Source organism: Blautia faecis (genome assembly GCF_027662325.1).
In the GTDB taxonomy this organism is placed as follows: Bacteria; Bacillota; Clostridia; order Lachnospirales; family Lachnospiraceae; genus Blautia_A; species Blautia_A faecis.
In genome coordinates this window covers 51,556-72,289 of the sequence record NZ_JAQDKY010000011.1, presented here as the reverse complement: position 1 = coordinate 72,289, position 20,734 = coordinate 51,556, and the positions used below count along the sequence as shown (strand labels likewise).

The following is a 20,734-nucleotide window of genomic DNA, read 5'->3' as shown; positions in this document are numbered from 1 at the left end:
AATAGAAAAAGCCAGATTGTCCTGGGGCTTGAAACGACTGGCCACTACTGGTTTACACTGGCTACATGGCTGATCACAGCTGGAATCTTCCTACCCTACCATGGTTTTTTCAATATTATTTACAGAAAAAGTCGTTGGCTTTAGAAGCTGGCGGCTTTTTTGCGTAAATAGTGCAAAACCTTTCCTCTTTCTTGTTCTGAAAATAAATTCATGCTATGATAAAAATTAAAAAAGGGCTGAACATAGACAAAAAGGTTCCTTTCTCCAAATTTTGCATAACCGTAATGGAAAGTAGGAGACGTTCAAACGGACCTGTGAAGGTTGTTTTTTTGCGGGAAAATAAGGAGAATATAGAGTATGTATATTGCAATTGATGGAAGTGGAACGAAGACAGAATATTAGCTTCTGGATCGCAACAGAACTATTAGCGGAAGAAGGATGTATTGTTGAGACTGCAAATGATGGAGTTGCATGTGTTGATATGATTGAAAAGGCAGACGCTGATTATTACAAGATGATTCTTATGGATATTCAGATGCCGGTTATGAATGGTCTGGATGTAGCAGCTATCCGAAATCTGGATCGAAAAGACGCAGAGTTTGTTCCGATCATTGCCATGTCTGCAAATGCTTTTGCAGAAGATATTATCAACTGTAAGCTGGCAGGAATGAATATGCATCTGTCGAAGCTCCTGGATGAAACAAAATGATCACTGCGCTGAAGTAGTGTTTGGCAGATAACAAAATCATAAAACTGCGGGATGATTTATAGAATAAAAGGAAAGCCGTCCAGGTTTTTGTGAACATATACACAAAGCCTGGACGGCTTTTTTTTACAGTGAACACAGATTGAACGCAGATAAGCATTCCTCCGCTTCAAGTGCGCGGAGTACTAAGTGGCGAGTGAGGGGAAATCATTCTTCAATGATATCTCTGAAGGAGGTAGCCAGTACACGGGGGGAGTGCATTTTCTTTTGCTTTCTCAAGAGAAATATTCAGAAATTCCTGTAAATTCATAAAATGATTTGTGCTCTTTGCGGGATCATACCATGTGTATGCTTTGCAGAGGTTCCTCAATGGATCTGGTCAAAATATATAGGAAACTAATTTTTTGACACATTTTCATAATAAAAATGACTATCGAAACAACGGTGGAAATGATAAATTATAGTCAAATAAAACAACCGTGATTCTTAAATGAAAGGAGAATTAAAACATGAAAAAGAAAATGGTATGCATCTTAATGGCAGGCGTTATGGCCTCACTTGTACCGGCACAGATGGTCTTCGCAGAGGGCGACAGCGGAGAGAAAACAGTTGTAAAATTCCAGACCTGGAACCCTGGAGATGAGGAATATACACATGCAATGCTGGAGAAATTCGAAGAGGAGCATCCGGACATTCAGATTGATTATACTTTTATGCCGTATACAGATCATGTAGAGAAGCTGAAAGTTGATCTTTCAGCAGGAGATGCAGCAGATGTTTATGGAGTTCAGACCGGAGCAATGTATAAAGAATTCCGTGACTTTGAAGAAGATCTCACTCCATATCTGGTAAAAGAATATGGTGATGACTGGGCTTCCAATTATAACGAATACGCAATGTCTCTCCTTAAAGGCGATGACGGCGAGTATTATGCAGTTCCTCTGGGACTTAGCTATGCAGGATATGTATGGGCAAACATGAAATACTTTGATAAATATGGCCTGGAGCTTCCAACTAATTATGATGAACTGAAAGAGGTTTGCAAGACATTCCGTGACAATGGAGAATATCCTCTGGTGATCGGGGCGAAAGATTCCTGGATCAACATTGATACCTGGATGAATATTGCGGCCGATATTAATACTGAGAAGCTGTATTCCGCAATTGAAGGCGAGACTCCATTTACAGATGAAGATCTTGTTCAGTCCTTCCAGATCTGGCAGAACTGTTTCACAGACGGTGTTTTCCAGGATGGAGCACTTGGAGTTGGAATGTACACAGATTCCACAGATATGTATCAGAAAGAGGGATCTGTTCCAATGATCCTGAATGGTTCCTGGTCACTTGGTGCTTATATGGACAGTGATGAGCAGAGCCAGGAGGTTTACAATGGCGAGGGCGCGAACCATAAAATTTTCCTGATGGACTGGAATAACGATGGCAAGATCGCTCCGGTTGAAGAAGCTGTTGACGTATCCCTTGCAATTAATAATCAGTCCAAGGTAAAAGATGCAGCATGGACATTTGTTGACTGGATGATTCATGAAGGCGCAGATACTCTTGTAAACGGACAGTTACAGTACATGCCGGCACGTAACGACATGGAGCTTAATGTAGAAGGTCTGAACGAGAATGGTACTGAAAATCTTGAATACTGTGTAGAGCAGGGTAAAAATAATGTAGGCGGATACAGAGAAATGGCTTATGCAGAGCTGAAAGAGACAATCAGCAATGAGCTTACAGAACTTGCTCTGGGAGATGTTACACCAGAAGAGGCAGCAGACACGATTGAAGCAGCTTCCCAGGCACAGGAAAGGTAAATTTTATTAAGTATAATAAGGCTGCCCTCACTTTGGGCAGCCTTTTATAAAAAGGAGGAAAATTATGGCTTCAGCTAGAAGAAGGAAGGATTGCTTTACCAGCTTCCTGTTCGTACTTCCCCTTTTGACACTGTTCCTTGTGTTTTTCGCTTATCCCATAATTTATAATATTGTGATCAGTTTTTATGACTGGAACGGAATCAGTGTGGAAAAAGTTTTCGTAGGTTTCGCAAACTACAAAAAACTCTGGGCAGATTCCGTAATGCAGAAAACATTTCGAAACTTTGTCATTATTGCAATATCTACTACAGTTATTCAGTCAGCACTTGGACTTATGCTGGCATCCTTTTTTATCAGAAAAATAAAACTTTCCGGATTATATAAGATTCTTTTTTATCTACCTGCAATCTGTACCTCCACAATTGTTGGTACTGTTTTTTCGAAAATTTTCGAAACAAACCGTGGTTACCTGAATGTGATCCTGCGGGCACTTCATCTGGATTTCCTTTGTCAGCAGTGGCTTGCAACGCCAAAAACTGCACTTGCCTGTCTTTTGTTTGTAAATATCTGGCAGTGGACCGGTTACAGCATGCTGATGTACTACACAAATATGCTGAATATTCCCCAGGATCTTTATGAGTCAGCAACCATCGACGGAGCAGGAAGCTTTAAACAGTTTATCTACATAACCTTTCCGCTTCTTCGCGGTACTCATATTACCCTGATCATTCTGGATATTCTGGGTGCTCTGAAGTTTTTCGATCTTTCTTATGTATTGACAGATGGCGGTCCGGCTCATGCTACTGAGACCTTTTCCACATATATATACACGAAATCCTTTAGCACCTTTCAGCAGGGACAGGCATCTACCATTGTTGTATATATGTTCCTGATCGCCATGGTGCTGACGGTTATTCAGCTGAAGATTTATTACAAAAAAGACAAGAAGGAGATGAGCTAGCTGATGAAAAATTCATTACCATATAAAATCATCACTCAGGTTATCTGTGTGGTTCTGCTGGTCATCCTGGTCTTTCCACTGTATCTGATGCTGGAAAAATCACTGGCTGTAAGTGGCTTTGGAAACTACGCAAAGGTGTTTGAATATTTCAACTTGATTCCAAATGTTATTACCAGTATCATTGTGGTAGGAGGAACGCTTATTGTTGTCTCAATTGTAGTTTCCATGGCAGCATACGCATTTTCCAAACTGGAATTTCCACATAAGCAGGCTGTTTATTATCTGATTCTTACAGGTATGATGATTCCTACATCTGCATTAATCTTTCCGCTTTATCAGATCGTAAGGGGACTTCATCTGAACAATACCGGATGGTCATTGGTATTTCCATATGCCACAGCAAGTGCCTGCTTTAATCTTATGGTTCTGACCAACTACTACAATGCATTGCCGGATGAACTGATCGATGCAGCGAAAATCGATGGTGCAAATAAGTGGACTACATTTATACAGATCATGCTTCCAATTGCAAAACCAGGTCTTGTTTTTGTACTGATCCAGACCTTTTTATCTGCATGGAATGAACTTCAGATGGCGATCATTTTCATTAATGATACTTCGAAACAGCCGCTTTCTGTTGTGCCGCTTCGGTTTGCACAGACAACTTCCAGTTCCGGCTTTACTATTAATAACCTGTTTGCAGCGTGTATTATCTGTCTTTTGCCGATTGCGGTTTTCTATATCTTTGCATCCCGGCAGCTGATGGCAGGACTTACTGCAGGAGCTGTGAAGGGTTAAGCTAAAGGACGGCCTGTTTTATGAAAAAAAATTCTTCGCACAAAACGCTTAGTATTGTGAAACGTATCAGCATTACGAATATTGGAATCTTTATCATTGCCTGTATCTTAAGTATTGTGGCAACTTTAAAGCTGAATGTGGAGTACCATATTGACCGGGATGCACAGATGATGAAGGTCTATATTTCCAATACCCTAAGTTCGATTGATAATACTCTGAAAGATATGGGAAGGGTTTCGCTGATCGCGTTTTCCGATCAGATGGTGCAGGATATTCTGAAAGGTACTGATTATTCTTTTGATGAGAAAATGGAGAACGAAGAGTATCTTACAAAACTCTATTCTTCTATGATTTCAATCAGGGATGATGTGCGGGGAATTTATATTTTTAATAATGAGGATATGGTGTTTTACAGTGATACCTGGAATCCATTTTTGGGATTTGACTGGAATGTAGAATCTTTTTTTCAGGATGTAAAGATAAATTCTGACCTTTCTACAAATATTTCGGGATGCCATATGTATGTGGGTACGCTGCCTGAGGGATTTAAGTACACACAGACTTATACAAAGAACATTTTCCAGGAGAATAATATTTATCTGGTCCGTCCCATCCGCAGTTTTTCCCCCTTTGAGGTAATCGGTTATATTGCACTGCGAACCCCTATCCTTACTTTGCAGAAAATATGCAGCAATTATCTGGAGGATAATATTTCCTATATTGTTGCTGACGAAAATAACAATATTGCATGCAGTTCCAATGAGAGGATCATCAGCCAAAATCTGAAGGATGTCTATCCAGAGCTACTGGATCATATGAATGGCGCAAAAGGATCTTTTAGTCTGACATTAAATCAGGAAAAATATCTCTGTGCGTATCAGCGTTCCGATTACAGCAACATGCTTCTGATCACTCTGAAAACATATGAATCCATTTATGATGAATTAAATATTCTGGTGATAACCTGTATTATAATCACTGCGATAAGTGCACTTGTTGTATTGTTCTGTGTATATGGTTTTACCAGGAAAAATCTGAAAAGACTTACGGATTTTTCCCTTGATATCCAGAATTTCCAGCCAGGAGATCTTACCAGGCAGTATGATGTGGGGTATATGGATGAGGTTGGCGTATTGAAGGATTCCTTTAACAAAATGATCCGCCGTCTCAATGATCTGGTTATTTCGGAATATCAGGCAAGGGATCAGCTTCAGAAGGCTGAAATTTCCGAACAGAAAATGGCTATGCTGTATCTGAAACAGCAGATCAATCCTCATTTTCTTTACAACACGCTGGATATGATCCGGTTGAAGGCGGCGATCAATAAGGATACGGAAGTATCACAGATGCTGATGAAGCTGGTCAGTTTTTACCGCTTGAGCACCAAGGTGCATGATTCTATGGTGACGGTCAGAAAAGAAGTGGATATGCTGGATGCGTATATGAGTCTGATGTGTTATCGGTACCCTGAGATCAGGTATCACTCGGATATTATGCCGGAAGCAATGGATATGGAAATTCCCAATTTTATTTTGCAGCCATTGCTGGAAAACAGTCTGATGCATGGTTTGAAGGACAGACGGTATCAGGGCTCGGTTACGCTGAGAATCTGTGTAAATGAACAGGATAACAGCGAATTGGATATCTGGCTTTCTGATGATGGAATTGGAATTCCGGATGACAAAATGGAAGAATTAAATGCGTATAATGCAAAAGACAGTGAAGCTCTTTACCGGGTGCAGACCCAAAGTCAGGGAGACCGCACACATCTGGGCGTGATCAATGTGATCAGCAGACTGAAGCTTTATTATCAGGAAAATGCAGAGGTCATTTATACGCGAAATAAAACCGGAGGAACTACTGTAAAAATAAAAATTAAGACAGCGAGTGAAAGACATGAATAATTGCAGAGTACTTTTAGCGGATGACGAGGCTGCTATTCTGGAAGGCTATAAATTGCTTTTTGATTGGGAAAAATATCAGTGTGAGATTGCAGGGACGGCTATGGATGGTCAGGAGGCTGTGGAGAAAGCGCGTGAACTGAAGCCGGATATTGTGATCATGGATATCAATCTTCCAAAGCTGAACGGTCTGGAGGCAATTCGCGCTATTCAGGATACGGCTCCGGGGGATCATCCGATTTATATGATCGTGGTTACCGGATATGATGAGTTTTCCTATTGTCAGGAGGCTTTAAGGCTCCGTGTCTCGGACTTTCTTCTGAAACCTATTGATTTCGATGCTTTTGGAGAAGTGATAGAGGGTGTTGTGAAAAAGGTAATGGAGAATCCTAACCGTCAGGTGGTTCTGTCAGATACCCTGAAAAAGATTGTGGACTATGTAAATGAAAATCTTTCTGATGAAGATATGCGGCTTACATTGCTTGCAGAAAATATGAATATGAATCCGAATTACATCAGCCAGTTGTTTAAAAAAGAGCTGGGATGTGGATATCATGCCTACCTGAACCAGGTTCGTGTGGAAAAGGCGAAAAAATATCTGAGACAGACCAACGAACCGATTACTGTTGTAGCAGAATTAGTGGGGTTCAGTGATTATCGTATTTTTACGAAAATATTTAAGGGGATTGTGGGAGTTACTCCCTCGCAGTTCCGAAAATAAAATATATGGGAGGTAAGATTATGGTTTTAAAATTAAACGAGTTCCGTGACAAACTGGCTGGATGCTGGGCAGGAAAAAATGTAGGCGGTGTTCTTGGTGCACCTTTTGAGTGTAAGAGAATGGTTCCTGATGTGGATTTCTATATCCAGGATCTTTCCATGGGACCACCTGCAAATGATGATCTGGATCTTCAGATCGTATGGCTGGCAGCTGTGGAGCGCTATGGAAGAAACGTGAATGCCTCCATTCTTGGCGATTACTGGCTTTCCTATGTGATCCCAAACTGGGTTGAGTACGGAACCGGAAAAGCAAATCTGAAAGCCGGAATTGTTCCGCCTATGTGTGGTGATGTGGACAATACTTATAAGAACAGTAATGGCTGCTGGATCCGTTCTGAACTTTGGGCGTGTCTGGCACCGGGACATCCGGAAATTGCAACCAGATATGCATTTGAGGATGCAATTGTCGATCATGCAAACGAGGGAATGTATGGTGAAATTTTCACAGCTGCGCTTCAGAGTGCTGCGTTTGCAGAAAGTGACCGTGAGAAACTGATTGATATCGGACTTTCCTATATTCCGGAGGACTGCGCTGTTGCAAGAGCAATCCGTAAAACCGTAGAATGCTATCATAATGGCATTGATTATCTGGAAGCAAGAAAAATTGTACACAATACTGCGCCGGGAACCTTTGGTATCCAGGAATACAAGCTGAGTGAGATTCCAAAGGAAAACAATGAGGGAATGGAGATTGGAGAGCCTGGCTTTGATGCACCAGAAAACGTTGCCTTTGTAGTACTTGGTCTTCTCTACGGAGAAGGTGATTTCGGAAAGAGTCTTATTATCGCCAATAACTGTGGTGAAGATACAGACTGTACCTGCGCAACTCTTGGCGCGCTTCTGGGTATTATTTATGGTGCTTCCGGACTTCCGGAGAAATGGACAAAACCACTTGATGACAAAATTGTAACCATGTGTATTGATAAAACAAGTCATGGAATCTGGGTTCCAGATACGGCGACAGAATTGGCAGAGCGTATTCTTCGTGTAGTTCCGGGCTTCCTGGGACAGGATCTCTGCGATGCTTTTGCAGAGGGCGGAATGACTATTGAATGCCTGGAAAAAGAGGCTCTGTTCTGCAATAAGACAACAGATTATCTGCCATTGATCAATGGAAACGGAAAATCAGAGGAATTGCCGATCCGTGATTTGTGCGCTCTTTCTTCCTATGTGGCAAGATATCAGTTCCCGGCATTCAGTGTTATGGTGGATTATGAGGATTCTGTTTTCTTTACACCAGGCGAGAACAGAAAGTTTAAGATTAAGGTTGTAAATTCTAATACCATGAGAGAGCAGCAGTGGGTAAAAATCAAGCTGTATCTTCCAGAAGGAGTTATTGCTGTGGGTGCATCTACAGCAGAGCTGCCATTGAATAACCTGTATCTTTCCTGTGCAGAAAAAGAATTTGAAATCAATACAGAGGGCTTTAGTGACAGCCGGCTGGAGCTGATCGTGGATGTTTCCCTTACAGGAAGACATTCAAACGGACCTGTGAAGGTTGTTTTTTTGCGGGAAAATAAGGAGAATATAGAGTATGTATATTGCAATTGACGGAGGTGGAACGAAGACGGAATATCTGCTTCTGGATAAGCATTTCCAGGTAGTGGATCACTACCTGGGCGGTTGTCTGAACCATGATCTTCTGGGAAATGGGTGGGCAGATGTTTCGTTGGCTTTAAAAGCTTCCATAGATGTTTTGCTGGAGCGTAATGGTCTGACTGTTTCGGATATTGAGGCAGCAGCGGCTGGTATTTCCGGGCTGGATACTGCCAGGGATCAGCAGCAGGCTGATGCGTGTTTCTCTTTAGCTGGCATTTCCCGTTTTCTTGCAATTAATGATGGCTATCTCCCCATTGCAGCCGAGAACCCGGCTGCGTGGGGAGTTTCTCTTAATTGCGGAACGGGAATGTGCTGTGCGGCAATTGATCCTTCAGGTAACCGGATCAAACTGGCCGGAATGGATGAATGGTCAGGGGACGCAGGGGGCGGAAACTGGATTGTGATGCAAATGTATCGCAAGGTTTACGAAAACCTGATTTTAAAGGATGTTAGTACACCGTTTGTAATGGAATATATGAAAGTGATGAATCTTGGCAGTAAGGTCGATTTTATAAATTCATGGTCAGATTTGAAAGACGGGGAGAATACAGAATGTAAGGTTCTGCATCGTAAGATCATCCGGCTTTTTTTTGAACTTCTCGAGCGCTCTAATCCAGAGGTGCAGGCTCTTGCAGATCAGATGATAAAGTGCGCGGCCTACACCATCGATGCTGCAGTTCGGGAGCTTCATTTTTCCGGTGAGAAAATTCCGGTATATCTTTCAGGCTCTATTTTGACCAAGGCTGCTTCCGCGGGGTATCTGTCGATGTTGAAGGAAGCTCTTTCCTGTATTGGCCAGGGGAAACTGGAGGTGCATATGTGCACGAAAAGACCTGTGGAGGGGGCAGTGCAGTTATTGAAGGGGCGTAATAGTGGGGGAGTAAGGCGCTGAATAACTGCGTTTGCGTAATCCTCCTGTGTAATATGTTGTTATCTGAATGTTTTTGGGAAGCCAATAGCGGACATACACTACTCAGGAAGATTACGCAAATTTGATGGGGCATTGTTTTTTGCATAAAGGATTTTACCGCTCAAAATTCCCTGTAGTTCGATTTTTCTTTATTTTCGAATTCATAGTAATGATCATGTTTGGAAGCTGTGGATTTTTGATTTTGTGACTAAGAATTTCAGCTGCCATTATTCCCATTTCTTCGCTGGGCGCAATAATTGTGGTAAGCTCAGGATATAAAGATGAAATTGTGGGAGTTCCGTCATAACCACAAACCATAACCTCATCAGGAACTTTAATATTCAAGCGTTCCAGACAGGTTAATGCCTTCATTGCCAGTATATCATTTGCACACACCAGAAGGCTGGGAACCTCAAGTGTTTTAAACTTGTTTTGAATCCACATATCGTTTTGAAAATTTTTTATATTTGAAATTATTGAATGCTCTTTATAAGAATTCAGAAAACCATACGTCTGAGCAACATTTAAAAAACCTTTAAAACGGTCATAAAAGCTAAGACAATAGTCAGGATCGCCCAAAAAACCGATAGATTTTGGTTTACAATCTTCAATTACAGACGAGTAAAGTTTTACAGAAGCTGTATAGTTGTCTGCTACAAGAATGTCCGCAGGCAGATCTCCTTGAGTAAATGTACTGTAAATATCAGAAAAAAGTATGGGTTTATCGAGGGTACATAAAAATTCACAATAGTTACGATCAAATATTTCCAGAGCAAGTATGGCATCGGTGTTTTGAATATGAAAACTTGCGGGCAGTGTCTGTCTGGAAAGCTCATAGTCCGTTATTAGATGAAGTGAAAGTGAGTATCCAATTTTTCCTAATGCTTGTTCAAGAGACATCATGAAGTAGGAGGCCATATGAAAACTGTCAGGAATCATGTGGAGGAATAAAGCAATACTTTTGTTAATGCTAACAACAGATTCAGAAGCTGGGCTTTCGGGTAAAGTATCAGACTGAAATGTTTTATAATTTAGTAATTTAGCACGGTTAAGAACAATTTCTTTTGTTTTGGGTGAAACATCTGCGGAATCATTAAGCGCTCTTGATACAGTAACTCTTGAAAAACCTAATGAGTCAGCAATATCCTGTATTGTTGTTTTTTTCGTATTCATGTTATATCTCCTAAATTCCCTCTGTATTTTATAAACTTAGTATAACCTATAATGTTAAAAATGTAAACATAAAATGAGAAAAAGTTAAAAATGTATTATTCTATTACGTACTTTTTGCTATAAAAACATATATAAATTATATATAATTTACGAATATGAAAAAAATGGTAAAAAATGATTGAACATAAATGATAAAAATGTTAATATCAATGTATCAAAAACGTGAATCTAAAGGAGGATACAACATGAAGAAAAAATTTTTATCATTTTTGGTAGCAGGTTGCCTGGTCGGAACAACGGCAATGCCGGGAGCTGTTATGGCAGAAACAGAAGATCTTTCAGGTACTAAGATTACATTTTTAAATACCAAAACAGAAATCCAGGATTACCTGGAAGATATGGGAAAAGCATTTGAGGATGAAACTGGTATTGAGATTGAGTTTTATACTAATACAGAAGAAAATCATATTACTGAGAAGTATGCTGCTGGTGAGCCATATACAATTATGATGATGGACTATCCGGATGTGGCAGATTATCAGGAATATCTCTATGATCTTAGCAATGAAAAATGGGTAGCAGATGGTGGTGAAAAGTATGGTCTTACATTAGACGATAAAGTGTATGGATTTCCATTTGTAATTGAAGCGATGGGATTAATCTATAATGCAGATGCTATTGAAAATATAACAGGTGAAAAATTTGACTGGAAAAATTATAGTGATCTCGAGTCCTTTAAGGGCTTGCTGGACAAGCTGGTTGAAGGTGGAATGGAGAGCCCGATTGCATTGAACCAGGATGACTGGTCTCTTGCAAGTCATGTATTTGGTCAGGCTTATTGTGCTAGAGAGGATGGCAGTGAAGCAGCATCGCTGGCATTTGTAGATAGCTTGAAAAATGGAGAGGCAGATCTTGCAAACGATGAAGATTTTAATGCAATAATGGATCTTATAGACGTATATATGGAGTATAACATTAATAAAGATGATCCGCTTTCTGCTACATATGATATGAATGATGAGTATTTAAAAGATGGAACAGTTGCGTTCTGGCCAAATGGAAGCTGGGCAACTGATGTAAGCGAGATTACAGATAATGTTGGAATCATGCCATATCCCATGGATACAAAGAACGATGTTAATTCCCACAATCTGGTTAGTGGCGCAACAAAAATGCTGACTGTTGATGCAGCATACTCCACGGAGGAAGAGCAGAAAGCAGCTCTTAAATTCCTTGATTGGCTTGTTTATAGTGATTATGGACAGAACTTCCTTGTAAATACCTGCTCTTTGATTTCTGCATTTTCGAACAATACACAGGAACCAGAAGCTGCACTTAGTGCATCTGTATCAGAATTTGTGAAAAATGGACAGTCTGTTTATTGGTATCAGGCAATGCCAAGCGATCATAATACAGAAGTTGGAGCTATTTTACAGAAGTATATTTCAGGTGCGATTGACCGTGCAGAACTTATATCTGAGGTAACTGAGTATTGGAAAAAATGTAAATAATTTTATATCAGATAAAATCAGTGTATCACTGAAGGGGGTCTGAAGAAAGTGTTCAAATGGGGGATTGTGTTTATCTGATATAGTACTGGAGATTATAACAGATTTATGCAGTACCCCTAAAGTAATGTAAGCAAATTGTATTGCGGTAGAATATATCGGCAGTTTTAATATTAAGTTTGGATGAATAACAGCAGGGAGAAAAGCATGAGTATATCCAAGAAAAATAAAGAAAAAGCAAAAAATTTAGGTACTTTCTTTTTGTTTGCAGGTCCGTCACTTTTCTTTTTTTGTATGGCCATTTTAGTCCCTTTAATGTTTGGAATTTATTTAACATTTACAGATTGGAATGGAATTTCTAAAGAAAAAAATATTATTGGGTTACAGAATTATGTAACGGCATTTCAAGATGGAAGCTTCTGGCAGTCACTTTTGTTGACAATGATTTTTACGATGATTTCAGTATTATTGGTTAATTATGTTGCATTTTTGTTAGCAAGACTTGTGACCAGCGGGGTGCGTTTTCAAAATTTTTACAGAGCATCATTTTTTACACCAAATCTTATTGGGGGAGTAGTGCTGGGATATATATGGCAGTTTATATTTGGAAGAGTCCTTGTGGCTTTCGGAAAATCAATGGGAATTGGATTCCTTTCAAAATCCTGGCTTTCGAGTACGAATCTGGCTGTTGCAGCATTAATTCTGGTAACTATATGGCAATATTCAGGATATATGATGCTGATTTATATAGCTGGCTTGATGAATATTCCAAAAGAATTAATAGAAGCAGGAAAAATTGATGGATGTGATGACAAAAAGTGTAGAAAATATATTGTTATGCCTTTGATGACTTCTTCTTTTATTATTTGCATTTTTCTAACAATCACAAGATGCTTTATGACCTATGATTTGAACTTTTCTTTGACAGAAGGCAATCCGTTTGGTTCTACAGTTATGGCTTCAATGTATGTATACAGGAAAGCTTTTTCAGAGAAAAATTATGGATTGGGTCAGACAGAAGCAATTATTTTGTTTGTGGTCTGTGCAATTGTTTCAATGCTGCAGATTTATGTGACAAAAAGAAAGGAAGTGGAAGCATGAAAAAGAAATTTGTACATAATTCCCAATATATATTGTTAAGTATATTATTAGTGGTATATATTTTTCCTTTCTTTTTAGTACTTATTAATTCATTCAAAAGCAAAAGAGATGTAATTAAAAATCCATTGTCCATTATAGGAACTGAAGGTTTTCAACCTGGGAACTATATTTTGGCAATGAAAAGAATGAATTTTGGAAGCGTATTTATGAATTCATTGATAATTACAGTGGTAAGCGTCTTATTAATTACTGTTTTGTCAAGTATGACTGCATATTTTTTTGCAAGGTGTAAATGGAAAATCAATAAATTATTTTTTTCGATGATGATCTTGTCTATGGTAATACCATTTCAGGTTTTGATGATACCGATTGTGTCAGTATATGGTTCGGTACTACATGTCCTTAACAGTAAGATTACGTTGATATGTCTGCATGTAGGATTTGGAGTAAGTATGGGAACCTTTATGTTCCATGGTGCGATTATAAGCTCTATACCAATGGAACTGGAAGAAGCTGCTAAAATTGATGGGGCATCAAGATTAAAAATCTATGGTTCGGTTATTTTGCCACTTTTAAAACCTACGGTTGTAACTTTAGTAATTATTGATTCATTGGCGATTTGGAATGATTATCTTTTACCAAGTCTTGTTTTGGTAAAAAAAGAATTATATACGCTTCCGATTGCTGCACAGTCTTTTCATGGAGACTTTTCATCAGATTATGGTCTGATGATGGCAGGAATGGTATTATCAATTATTCCTATTTTAATTTTGTATTTTGCATTACAAAAACATATTATTGAGGGCGTTGTAGCTGGTGCAGTTAAGGGCTGATAATAGGAGAAAAATTTATGAATGGATGCAGCTATATTTTTTATACACCGGAATATCAATATGAAGGAATGCCACATGGAGAAATGTGTGGAGATTTAATGCCTTTTTATGAGAACGGTGTCTATACATTTTTATATTTATATAAATATTGTATTTATGCAGTGGAAACAAAAGATTTTGTACACTATGATAATTTTCGAATTGTTCTACAAAACGGAACTCCATTAGAACAGGACTGGCATGCGGCTACAGGAAGTGTTTGTAAATGCCAGGGGCTGTACTATTTTTATTATACCGGATTTTGTGAAGGAAACCGAGGAGAAAAGGGCAAATACGAGCAGGGAATTCTTAGAGCTGTAAGTAAGGATTTGCTTACGTGGGAAAAAGATAAGACATTTGCTTTTTATCCTGACGAAGAACATTTTGCAGGAAGACATTGGAGAGATCCACATGTATTTTGGAATGAAACGGAAAAAAAATATATGATGCTGATTACCGCATGTGAAAAAGATGGAGATAAAAATCGAAGTGGGTGTACTGCAGTATATGTATCGGATGATATTCTTAACTGGGAGTATTATGATACAATTTGCTCCCCACGTATATATCCTACAATGGAATGTCAGGACTGCTTTGAGCTAAATGGAAAATGGTATCTTACATATTCTTCTTATGAAAAACAGTGGGAGACAAAATATAAAATTGCAGACTCCTTTCATGGTCCCTGGATAACGCCTATGTGGGATGACAAATTTGATGGAAGAGATTTTTACGCTGCAAAAACTGTATCGGATGGAAAAAGTCGTTATCTGGTAGGATGGCAGTCTATTAGAAAAGACTGCAAAAATGATGGTCAATATGTATGGGGCGGAAATGTAATTGTTCATGAACTGATCCAAAGAGAAAATGGAGAGCTTGGAGTAAAACTACCAGATACAATCCGTCAGGAATTTAAAATTCCGTTAACACATAATATAGTTCCTAAATGTGGAAAATGGGATATTGGAAGAGTAATAAATGGAAAGGCACAGGACGGATTTGGCCATATTGAAATCTCACCAATGAAAAATGTTTGTATGATAAAAGCTGTGCTAAGATGGACAAAAGAAACTCAGGCAGTGGGAATTATGTTTCATATAGATGGAGCCAGGATGGAACAGTGGTGTCAGCTTCGGCTGGAAATCAGCCATAATAAAATTGTTTTTGAGAGGTCTGGAAAAACAGAAAAAGATCAGTTTTTTGATGAGGAAAGACCAATTCATTTCAGAATGGAACAGTATGCTGAAATTACGTTATTAACTTCAAATGACATTGTGGTTGTTTACGTGGATGATGTGGCTTTGTGCGGTAGGTGCTATGCTTATACAGCAGGACATACTGGTGTTTTTGTGGAATATGGGGAAGTTCAGATTGATGAATTTGAAGTCTTTGAGGGAAAAGAACAAAATAGGATAGTAAAAAATAGCGCAGAGTGAGAATGTTGCAGATAGGAGCAAATGATGAATATATTTCAAGATATTTTACCATATGGCGTATTTGGAAAATCGAGAGCAATTAATGCAGAAAATCCCACAGGCGAAAAGGGAAAAGGAGGAATGGCTTCCAGTAATCTTGGAAAGGGAAGAAAGGGAAGTCCATGTCTTAAAAACGTAGAACCTGGAAGTACTACTGTGCTTGCGGATATTTCAGGATGTGGAGTAATTAATCACATTTGGATTACTGTGGATAATAAAACAACTGATGGAGACTGTTTTGTACTGAGGGATCTTATTTTGCGCATGTTTTGGGACGATGCCAAAAATCCGGCAGTAGAAGTACCACTGGGTGATTTTTTTTGCTGTGGATTCGGAAAAGAATGTTATATTAATTCCTACCCAATAGTAGTTGCACCATCAAGAGGATTAAATTCTTATTTTTCAATGCCATTTAGGAAAAAAGCCAGAATTGAGCTGGTTAGTCAACATAAAAATGTAATTCCTGCGTTTTTCTATCAGATTGATTACTGCCTTTATGATACATTGCCAGATACCATGTTATACTTTTTCGCAAAATGGAACAGAGAATCTGTAACTGTTAAAAAGAAAGATTATACGATTTTGGATAATGTATATGGAAAGGGAATTTATGTAGGAACCTATCTGGCACTACAGACCTTGGAAAGATATTGGTGGGGAGAAGGAGAAGTAAAATTTTATTTGGACGGAGATGAGGAATATCCTACCATCTGTGGAACTGGAATGGAAGATTACGTGGGAGGATCCTGGAGCTTTGCAAAAGAGAACCAGGAAAAAATGACAGAGCAGACGTATTCGACTCCATTTCTGGGATATCCTTATTATTCTAATCATGATGATTTAACAGTTCATCCGTATCATAATGATGATTGTCCACCAATGCGGGGAATGTATAGATTTCATATTCCGGATCCGATTTATTTCCAGCAGAATATTAAAGTGACGGTTCAGCAAATTGGAATGTCTCATAATGGGTTATTTGAACGTCAGGATGATGTTTCAAGTGTAGCTTACTGGTATCAGGAAGACAAGGAGATGTCAAAATATTGTCCATTGCCATCGAAGGAAGAAAGATGGCCGAGGTAAAATGTAATAAGATGTCTGTATAGCTGTAAAGGAACGAAAAATTGTATATTATTATTTGGGAAAAGGGGCTGGAGCATTCCAGTCCCTTTGAAGCTATGAGCTTATTTTTGGTATATTTTGCTCAAATTCGGTTGCCGTAGTCCACTACAACGCTCTCATCCGGGCAAATTTCCCACAAATTGTAACGCACATCTTGCAAAAGCTTTTTTCTATAGTCACAGCCTTAAAAACAGAATACATATCGCTTGGATTATATATCTTGTCTGCAAGCATTTTTTCCTGTTCTTTACAACATCAATCGTTTCTATTTGTCATCATTTTCCTTCATCTCTGTCATAGTCAGATACTCGTAGCCTGGTTGGAAGCTGTGGCTTTTGGAGTGTTTGTAGTATTGTATGAAAATACGATCCATGATGTTTGGAATCTGGGTTTCGATTGGCTCAAACAGAATGATCAGGTACTGCATGGCACTATAACGGGTGCAGACATCAACACGGCGGATAGTCTGGCGGATGGATTGTTCCATCTGGGAAAGTGCCTGCTCAATTTCCTCAATGTGAGGAAGAGTGTCAGCGGCAGTTTCCATGGTAACCATTACCAGGTAGCAGCGGCAGCTGCTTCGTATGATCAGCTGGTTCATGTATTCATACTGCCTGGAAAAATCCCGGTAGTTAAGATCCAGGGCACCTGCGTAGCTTCCGCTTTGGCGGAGGGAATCTGCAATCTGGCGAAGATCTCTTGCAATGCTTGCAGAGCCAGGAGCCTGGTAGTTAATCTGCTGATAGAAGGAAAACTGGTTTTTCCCATTCTGCTTCACAAAATACAGAGCCTTATCTGCCTTGGCGTAGCAGTCTGCGAAGGTGTCGCCGATGGTACACAGGCAAAGACCGGCAGAAAGGGAAGCATAGCGGATTTCTGTATCTGCCTGTGCAATGGCGTGGAACTGTTTAAACAGTTGCGTCATGGTGTCTGAAACATATTCTGCAGTTACATCCGGAAGAAAAAGAAGAAATTCATCTCCACCCAGACGACAGGCGAGTCCGTCAATTGTATAACGGGAAAGCAGATTGCCGAGATTTTTCAGAGCCCGGTCGCCTGCTTTATGCCCATGAATATCATTGATTTTTTTCAGATTATCCATATCCAGAAAAACAAGGCAGCCGCTGTGCTCTTTCATAAATTCGGCGATCAGTTGTTCTCCAAGGGCTCGCATAGGAAGCCCGGTGAGCAGATCATAATGCTTGGTTTCTTCCTGGTTCTTTATGGTGGTAACCACATCAGAAATAAATTTGCTGATGGTATTGTCAATTTCAGGCTGTGCTGCAGTCTCTGTTTCTGGTGAAAGCTGGTTATCCAGAATTAGGCGGTTTTCGTCTATCAATTTCAAAAATACATCTGTAATTTCCGGGTCAAACTGCTTTCCGCGGTTCTTACTGATTTCCTCCCGGATCATTTCCGGAGGAAGTGCATTTCGGTAAATTCTGCGGGAATTCATGGCATCATAGCTGTCTGCCATTGCGGTGATGCGTGCATGAATGGGAATTTCGACACCGGAAAGCCCGTCTGGATATCCATTTCCATCATACCGTTCGTGATGATTTCTGGCCACTTCAACAATATGAGGGACAAAGGTAATATCCTTCAGTATTTCTGCACCGATGACGGTATGTTTTTTTATCAGATTATACTCGTCATCTGTAAGTCTGGAGGGCTTGTTTAAGATCAGATCCGGAATACCAATTTTTCCAATATCATGAAGGTAAGCGGCATGCTTTAACTGCTGGATTTCCTCTGAAGACCATCCAAGCTCGGCGGCAATAAGTGCGGCATATTCTGCCACCCGGTAGGAATGTCCGCGGGTGTATTCGTCTTTAGCCTCGATGGTGGTGGACAAAGTCTGCATCATTTGCAGGGAATGGTTCTCTGTCTGCTTCTGTTTGTGTTCCAGCTCCAGCTGCTGGCGCGCATTCTCTATATGCTGAATGCTTCGGAGAGTCCGGACAATGTTGACAAACAGCAGAATGAGCATTCCAATGCCGATAAAAAGACCGGACAGGGATGTGACAAATTATACAGAGACACATTCAGCAGCAACGCAAAGCAAAACGAGCAAATGAGCCAGGAGCAGAAGATGGTTTGAGGCTTTTTTTCTGTGGCGGATGTAGAGGCAGAGATGGATAAACACCATCAGGAATGTACCTATCAGTATGATCTGCCCCAGGGGGAGGGTTTCAATGTAGTCTGCAATATTTGCTATGGCCAGAATAGAGCAGACTGTAAAATCCAGCAGGGAGATTCCGATTACAATATGATAAAGTCTGCGGTGAAGCCCATTCTGTATATTGTCTGCATAAAGCAGAAGGGGAATCGGTCCAAGAAGAATCATAACGAAGCATAAGGAAGCCAGGGCAGATGAGTTTGGGATCAGCAGCTGGCGGATCTTGGACTCACCCAGCATCCAGGTTGCTCCCATTATCATACACCAGCCAAGATATTCCATGTCAAAGCTTGTGTGGTACACAAAACCAAGGGTAAGGCTGAAAAGGATGGTAGTCAGTCCTGAAAACAGGGTAAAAAATGCGATGTAAGTGGCCAGTCCGTAATGGCTGAAGATCAACTGCCAGATGTCCGCTTTATCTCCGCAAAAAATCTGGTTCACAACACCGGAATAGTTGGAGGTGTAGGTGGTCAGTTCAATGCGGAGCTCCTTTCCGGCATCTTCATGGGAGGTGGAGCAGAAAATGAAACGGCTGGCGGAATTTTTCCCAATCAGACGGGTTTTACTGGTGCTGTACTGTTCTCTTAAGGTGCCGTTTATGTATATGTTTACGTCCTGCAGGGAGGAACGAATCGCTATAGATGAGGCATCAAAATCTGACGGAAGGGTAGATGTGATGACCATGGTTTCGCCTGCGGGAACATCATAGGAACCGGGAACTGTGATTTCTTCAGTGGTGCCGTCAGATTTTTCCCAGGTAAAGGTTCCGGGATAGAGGAGGGACGGAGAGTTTCCGCTGACAGTTCTTTCATCAGCACCGAAAAACTGCATGAAAATGAACCATCCAAGAATGGCGAGCATCAGAAAATAGAAAATGTATCTTGGTCCCTGGCGGGCAGGGGATTTCTCCTTGGTCATGGTAATTCTCCTTGTATGTGAGCGGTGTTAAATTTTTATGGTTGTTAATTGTATTATACTATATGCGAAGAGATTCATCAAAACATTATTATCCGCAATGTTTGGAAAATTTTTAAAATCTTTCAGAAATCTGACCGTTTCGGTATACGAAATTCCAATAAAGTGGTATAGTTAATTTAAATAAGTTTTACAAAAATATGTGGTGTTTGGGATGAATTAAGAAAAATTCTGTCAAAAAACATGTGAAGTACGGGGGAAAATATGGATATTTTAGTTGTGATCGATATGCAGAATGATTTTATTGACGGAGCGCTTGGTACACCGGAGGCGGAAGCCATTGTGCCTAATGTGGTGGACAGAGTGAAGAATTTCAATGGTCTTGTGCTGGCGACCAGGGATACTCACAGTGGGGATTATCTGCAGACCCAGGAGGGCAGAATGCTTCCTGTAGAGCACTGCATCCGCGGCACCTACGGCTGGGAGATCCGGGAGGAGATCGCAGAGCTTCTGGAGTCCGGACCCATTGACAAGCCAACCTTTGGCAGCGAAACCCTGGGAAAAGTTCTGAAAGAATTTAATAAATCAGAGACCATTGACAGTATTACACTGGTAGGGCTTTGCACAGATATCTGTGTGATTTCCAATGCCATGCTGCTGAAAGCATTTTTGCCGGAGGTACCGATCATGGTAGACTCTCTTTGCTGCGCCGGAGTGACGCCGGAGAGCCATGAGCGGGCGCTGGAAGCGATGAAAGCCTGCCAGATAGAGGTTCTTTAGGAGTCATGAGAAAACGGATTTTGGAAGTGGTTGCTTAAAAAAATGCCGCAAAGTCACGGGAAATGGTGATTTTGTGGTATTTTTATTTTTCTGCGCCGAAAGAAAACTTATTTTCTCATATTTCCATCAAA

At 40.2% G+C, this 20,734-nt stretch carries 17 protein-coding genes and 1 pseudogene; 15 read left to right on the top strand and 3 right to left on the bottom strand.

From position 1 onward, the window contains the following. The first annotated feature begins 373 nt into the window (after nt 1–373). From PGQ38_RS07515 to PGQ38_RS07480, 8 genes are all read left to right on the top strand, one after another. Nucleotides 374–709: a response regulator gene (locus tag PGQ38_RS07515; protein WP_270413169.1), complete on the top strand. Its 336-nt coding sequence runs from the start codon at nt 374–376 to the stop codon at nt 707–709. A gap of 506 nt (nt 710–1,215) precedes the next feature. Next, a complete protein-coding gene (locus PGQ38_RS07510) occupies nt 1,216–2,526 on the top strand; it encodes an ABC transporter substrate-binding protein (protein WP_118577868.1) in 1,311 nt (436 codons plus the stop codon). A gap of 64 nt (nt 2,527–2,590) precedes the next feature. After that, entirely contained in the window at nt 2,591–3,487 is an 897-nt protein-coding gene (locus PGQ38_RS07505; RefSeq protein ID WP_118577869.1) for a carbohydrate ABC transporter permease, read from the top strand. Nucleotides 3,488–3,490: 3 nt separating this feature from the next. Continuing rightward, entirely contained in the window at nt 3,491–4,285 is a 795-nt protein-coding gene (locus PGQ38_RS07500; protein ID WP_118577870.1) for a carbohydrate ABC transporter permease, read from the top strand. 20 nt (nt 4,286–4,305) lie between these two features. Next, complete coding sequence (locus PGQ38_RS07495; RefSeq protein WP_118577871.1) at nt 4,306–6,189, top strand: sensor histidine kinase; 1,884 nt, start codon at nt 4,306–4,308, stop codon at nt 6,187–6,189. Further along, nucleotides 6,182–6,907 (top strand): response regulator transcription factor, encoded by a 726-nt coding sequence (locus PGQ38_RS07490; RefSeq protein WP_195408853.1) that lies wholly within the window; start codon nt 6,182–6,184, stop codon nt 6,905–6,907. The genes PGQ38_RS07495 and PGQ38_RS07490 overlap by 8 nt, the downstream gene beginning before the upstream one ends. Before the next feature lie 20 nt (nt 6,908–6,927). Continuing rightward, nucleotides 6,928–8,517 (top strand): ADP-ribosylglycohydrolase family protein, encoded by a 1,590-nt coding sequence (locus PGQ38_RS07485; RefSeq protein ID WP_270431168.1) that lies wholly within the window; start codon nt 6,928–6,930, stop codon nt 8,515–8,517. Then, nucleotides 8,501–9,457 (top strand): BadF/BadG/BcrA/BcrD ATPase family protein, encoded by a 957-nt coding sequence (locus tag PGQ38_RS07480; RefSeq protein ID WP_270431166.1) that lies wholly within the window; start codon nt 8,501–8,503, stop codon nt 9,455–9,457. Before PGQ38_RS07485 ends, PGQ38_RS07480 begins: the two co-directional genes overlap by 17 nt. Before the next feature lie 132 nt (nt 9,458–9,589). On the opposite strand, the gene PGQ38_RS07475 is transcribed toward PGQ38_RS07480, so the two are convergent. Next, nucleotides 9,590–10,648: a LacI family DNA-binding transcriptional regulator gene (locus PGQ38_RS07475; RefSeq protein WP_270431163.1), complete on the bottom strand. Its 1,059-nt coding sequence runs from the start codon at nt 10,646–10,648 to the stop codon at nt 9,590–9,592. 245 nt (nt 10,649–10,893) lie between these two features. Between PGQ38_RS07475 and PGQ38_RS07470 the strand changes: the two genes are divergently transcribed. The 6 genes and pseudogenes from PGQ38_RS07470 to PGQ38_RS20525 form a co-directional block, all read left to right on the top strand. After that, entirely contained in the window at nt 10,894–12,159 is a 1,266-nt protein-coding gene (locus PGQ38_RS07470) for an ABC transporter substrate-binding protein (RefSeq protein ID WP_270431160.1), read from the top strand. A gap of 204 nt (nt 12,160–12,363) precedes the next feature. Beyond that, complete coding sequence (locus PGQ38_RS07465; RefSeq protein WP_270431159.1) at nt 12,364–13,257, top strand: carbohydrate ABC transporter permease; 894 nt, start codon at nt 12,364–12,366, stop codon at nt 13,255–13,257. Next, entirely contained in the window at nt 13,254–14,090 is an 837-nt protein-coding gene (locus tag PGQ38_RS07460) for a carbohydrate ABC transporter permease (RefSeq protein WP_270431157.1), read from the top strand. The genes PGQ38_RS07465 and PGQ38_RS07460 overlap by 4 nt, the downstream gene beginning before the upstream one ends. 17 nt (nt 14,091–14,107) lie before the next feature. Further along, a complete protein-coding gene (locus PGQ38_RS07455; RefSeq protein ID WP_270431155.1) occupies nt 14,108–15,565 on the top strand; it encodes a glycoside hydrolase family protein in 1,458 nt (485 codons plus the stop codon). 24 nt (nt 15,566–15,589) lie between these two features. Continuing rightward, on the top strand, nt 15,590–16,690 hold the full coding sequence (locus PGQ38_RS07450; protein WP_270431152.1) for a glycoside hydrolase family 172 protein: 1,101 nt from the start codon (nt 15,590–15,592) through the stop codon (nt 16,688–16,690). Between the two features lie 103 nt (nt 16,691–16,793). After that, nucleotides 16,794–16,856, top strand: a pseudogene (locus tag PGQ38_RS20525) (DUF6783 domain-containing protein); the annotation flags it as partial. Nucleotides 16,857–16,994: 138 nt separating this feature from the next. On the opposite strand, the gene PGQ38_RS07445 reads toward PGQ38_RS20525, so the two are convergent. Together PGQ38_RS07445 and PGQ38_RS07440 are read right to left on the bottom strand one after the other, a co-directional pair. After that, nucleotides 16,995–18,719: a bifunctional diguanylate cyclase/phosphohydrolase gene (locus tag PGQ38_RS07445; RefSeq protein ID WP_270431149.1), complete on the bottom strand. Its 1,725-nt coding sequence runs from the start codon at nt 18,717–18,719 to the stop codon at nt 16,995–16,997. 39 nt (nt 18,720–18,758) lie between these two features. Continuing rightward, complete coding sequence (locus tag PGQ38_RS07440) at nt 18,759–19,826, bottom strand: phosphohydrolase (RefSeq protein WP_270431147.1); 1,068 nt, start codon at nt 19,824–19,826, stop codon at nt 18,759–18,761. Between the two features lie 261 nt (nt 19,827–20,087). Between PGQ38_RS07440 and PGQ38_RS07435 the strand changes: the two genes are divergently transcribed. Continuing rightward, entirely contained in the window at nt 20,088–20,603 is a 516-nt protein-coding gene (locus tag PGQ38_RS07435) for a cysteine hydrolase family protein (RefSeq protein WP_148461342.1), read from the top strand. The last annotated feature ends 131 nt before the right edge of the window (nt 20,604–20,734 follow it).

Coding starts and splice junctions, on each gene's coding strand:
- PGQ38_RS07445 (WP_270431149.1), bottom strand. CDS start 18,719: ATGCTCATTCTGCTGTTTGTCAACATTGTCCGGACTCTCCGAAGCATT.
- PGQ38_RS07500 (WP_118577870.1), top strand. CDS start 3,491: ATGAAAAATTCATTACCATATAAAATCATCACTCAGGTTATCTGTGTG.
- PGQ38_RS07475 (WP_270431163.1), bottom strand. CDS start 10,648: ATGAATACGAAAAAAACAACAATACAGGATATTGCTGACTCATTAGGT.
- PGQ38_RS07495 (WP_118577871.1), top strand. CDS start 4,306: ATGAAAAAAAATTCTTCGCACAAAACGCTTAGTATTGTGAAACGTATC.
- PGQ38_RS07435 (WP_148461342.1), top strand. CDS start 20,088: ATGGATATTTTAGTTGTGATCGATATGCAGAATGATTTTATTGACGGA.
- PGQ38_RS07455 (WP_270431155.1), top strand. CDS start 14,108: ATGAATGGATGCAGCTATATTTTTTATACACCGGAATATCAATATGAA.
- PGQ38_RS07465 (WP_270431159.1), top strand. CDS start 12,364: ATGAGTATATCCAAGAAAAATAAAGAAAAAGCAAAAAATTTAGGTACT.
- PGQ38_RS07470 (WP_270431160.1), top strand. CDS start 10,894: ATGAAGAAAAAATTTTTATCATTTTTGGTAGCAGGTTGCCTGGTCGGA.
- PGQ38_RS07460 (WP_270431157.1), top strand. CDS start 13,254: ATGAAAAAGAAATTTGTACATAATTCCCAATATATATTGTTAAGTATA.
- PGQ38_RS07440 (WP_270431147.1), bottom strand. CDS start 19,826: ATGACCAAGGAGAAATCCCCTGCCCGCCAGGGACCAAGATACATTTTC.
- PGQ38_RS07480 (WP_270431166.1), top strand. CDS start 8,501: ATGTATATTGCAATTGACGGAGGTGGAACGAAGACGGAATATCTGCTT.
- PGQ38_RS07515 (WP_270413169.1), top strand. CDS start 374: ATGGAAGTGGAACGAAGACAGAATATTAGCTTCTGGATCGCAACAGAA.
- PGQ38_RS07450 (WP_270431152.1), top strand. CDS start 15,590: ATGAATATATTTCAAGATATTTTACCATATGGCGTATTTGGAAAATCG.
- PGQ38_RS07485 (WP_270431168.1), top strand. CDS start 6,928: ATGGTTTTAAAATTAAACGAGTTCCGTGACAAACTGGCTGGATGCTGG.
- PGQ38_RS07510 (WP_118577868.1), top strand. CDS start 1,216: ATGAAAAAGAAAATGGTATGCATCTTAATGGCAGGCGTTATGGCCTCA.
- PGQ38_RS07505 (WP_118577869.1), top strand. CDS start 2,591: ATGGCTTCAGCTAGAAGAAGGAAGGATTGCTTTACCAGCTTCCTGTTC.
- PGQ38_RS07490 (WP_195408853.1), top strand. CDS start 6,182: ATGAATAATTGCAGAGTACTTTTAGCGGATGACGAGGCTGCTATTCTG.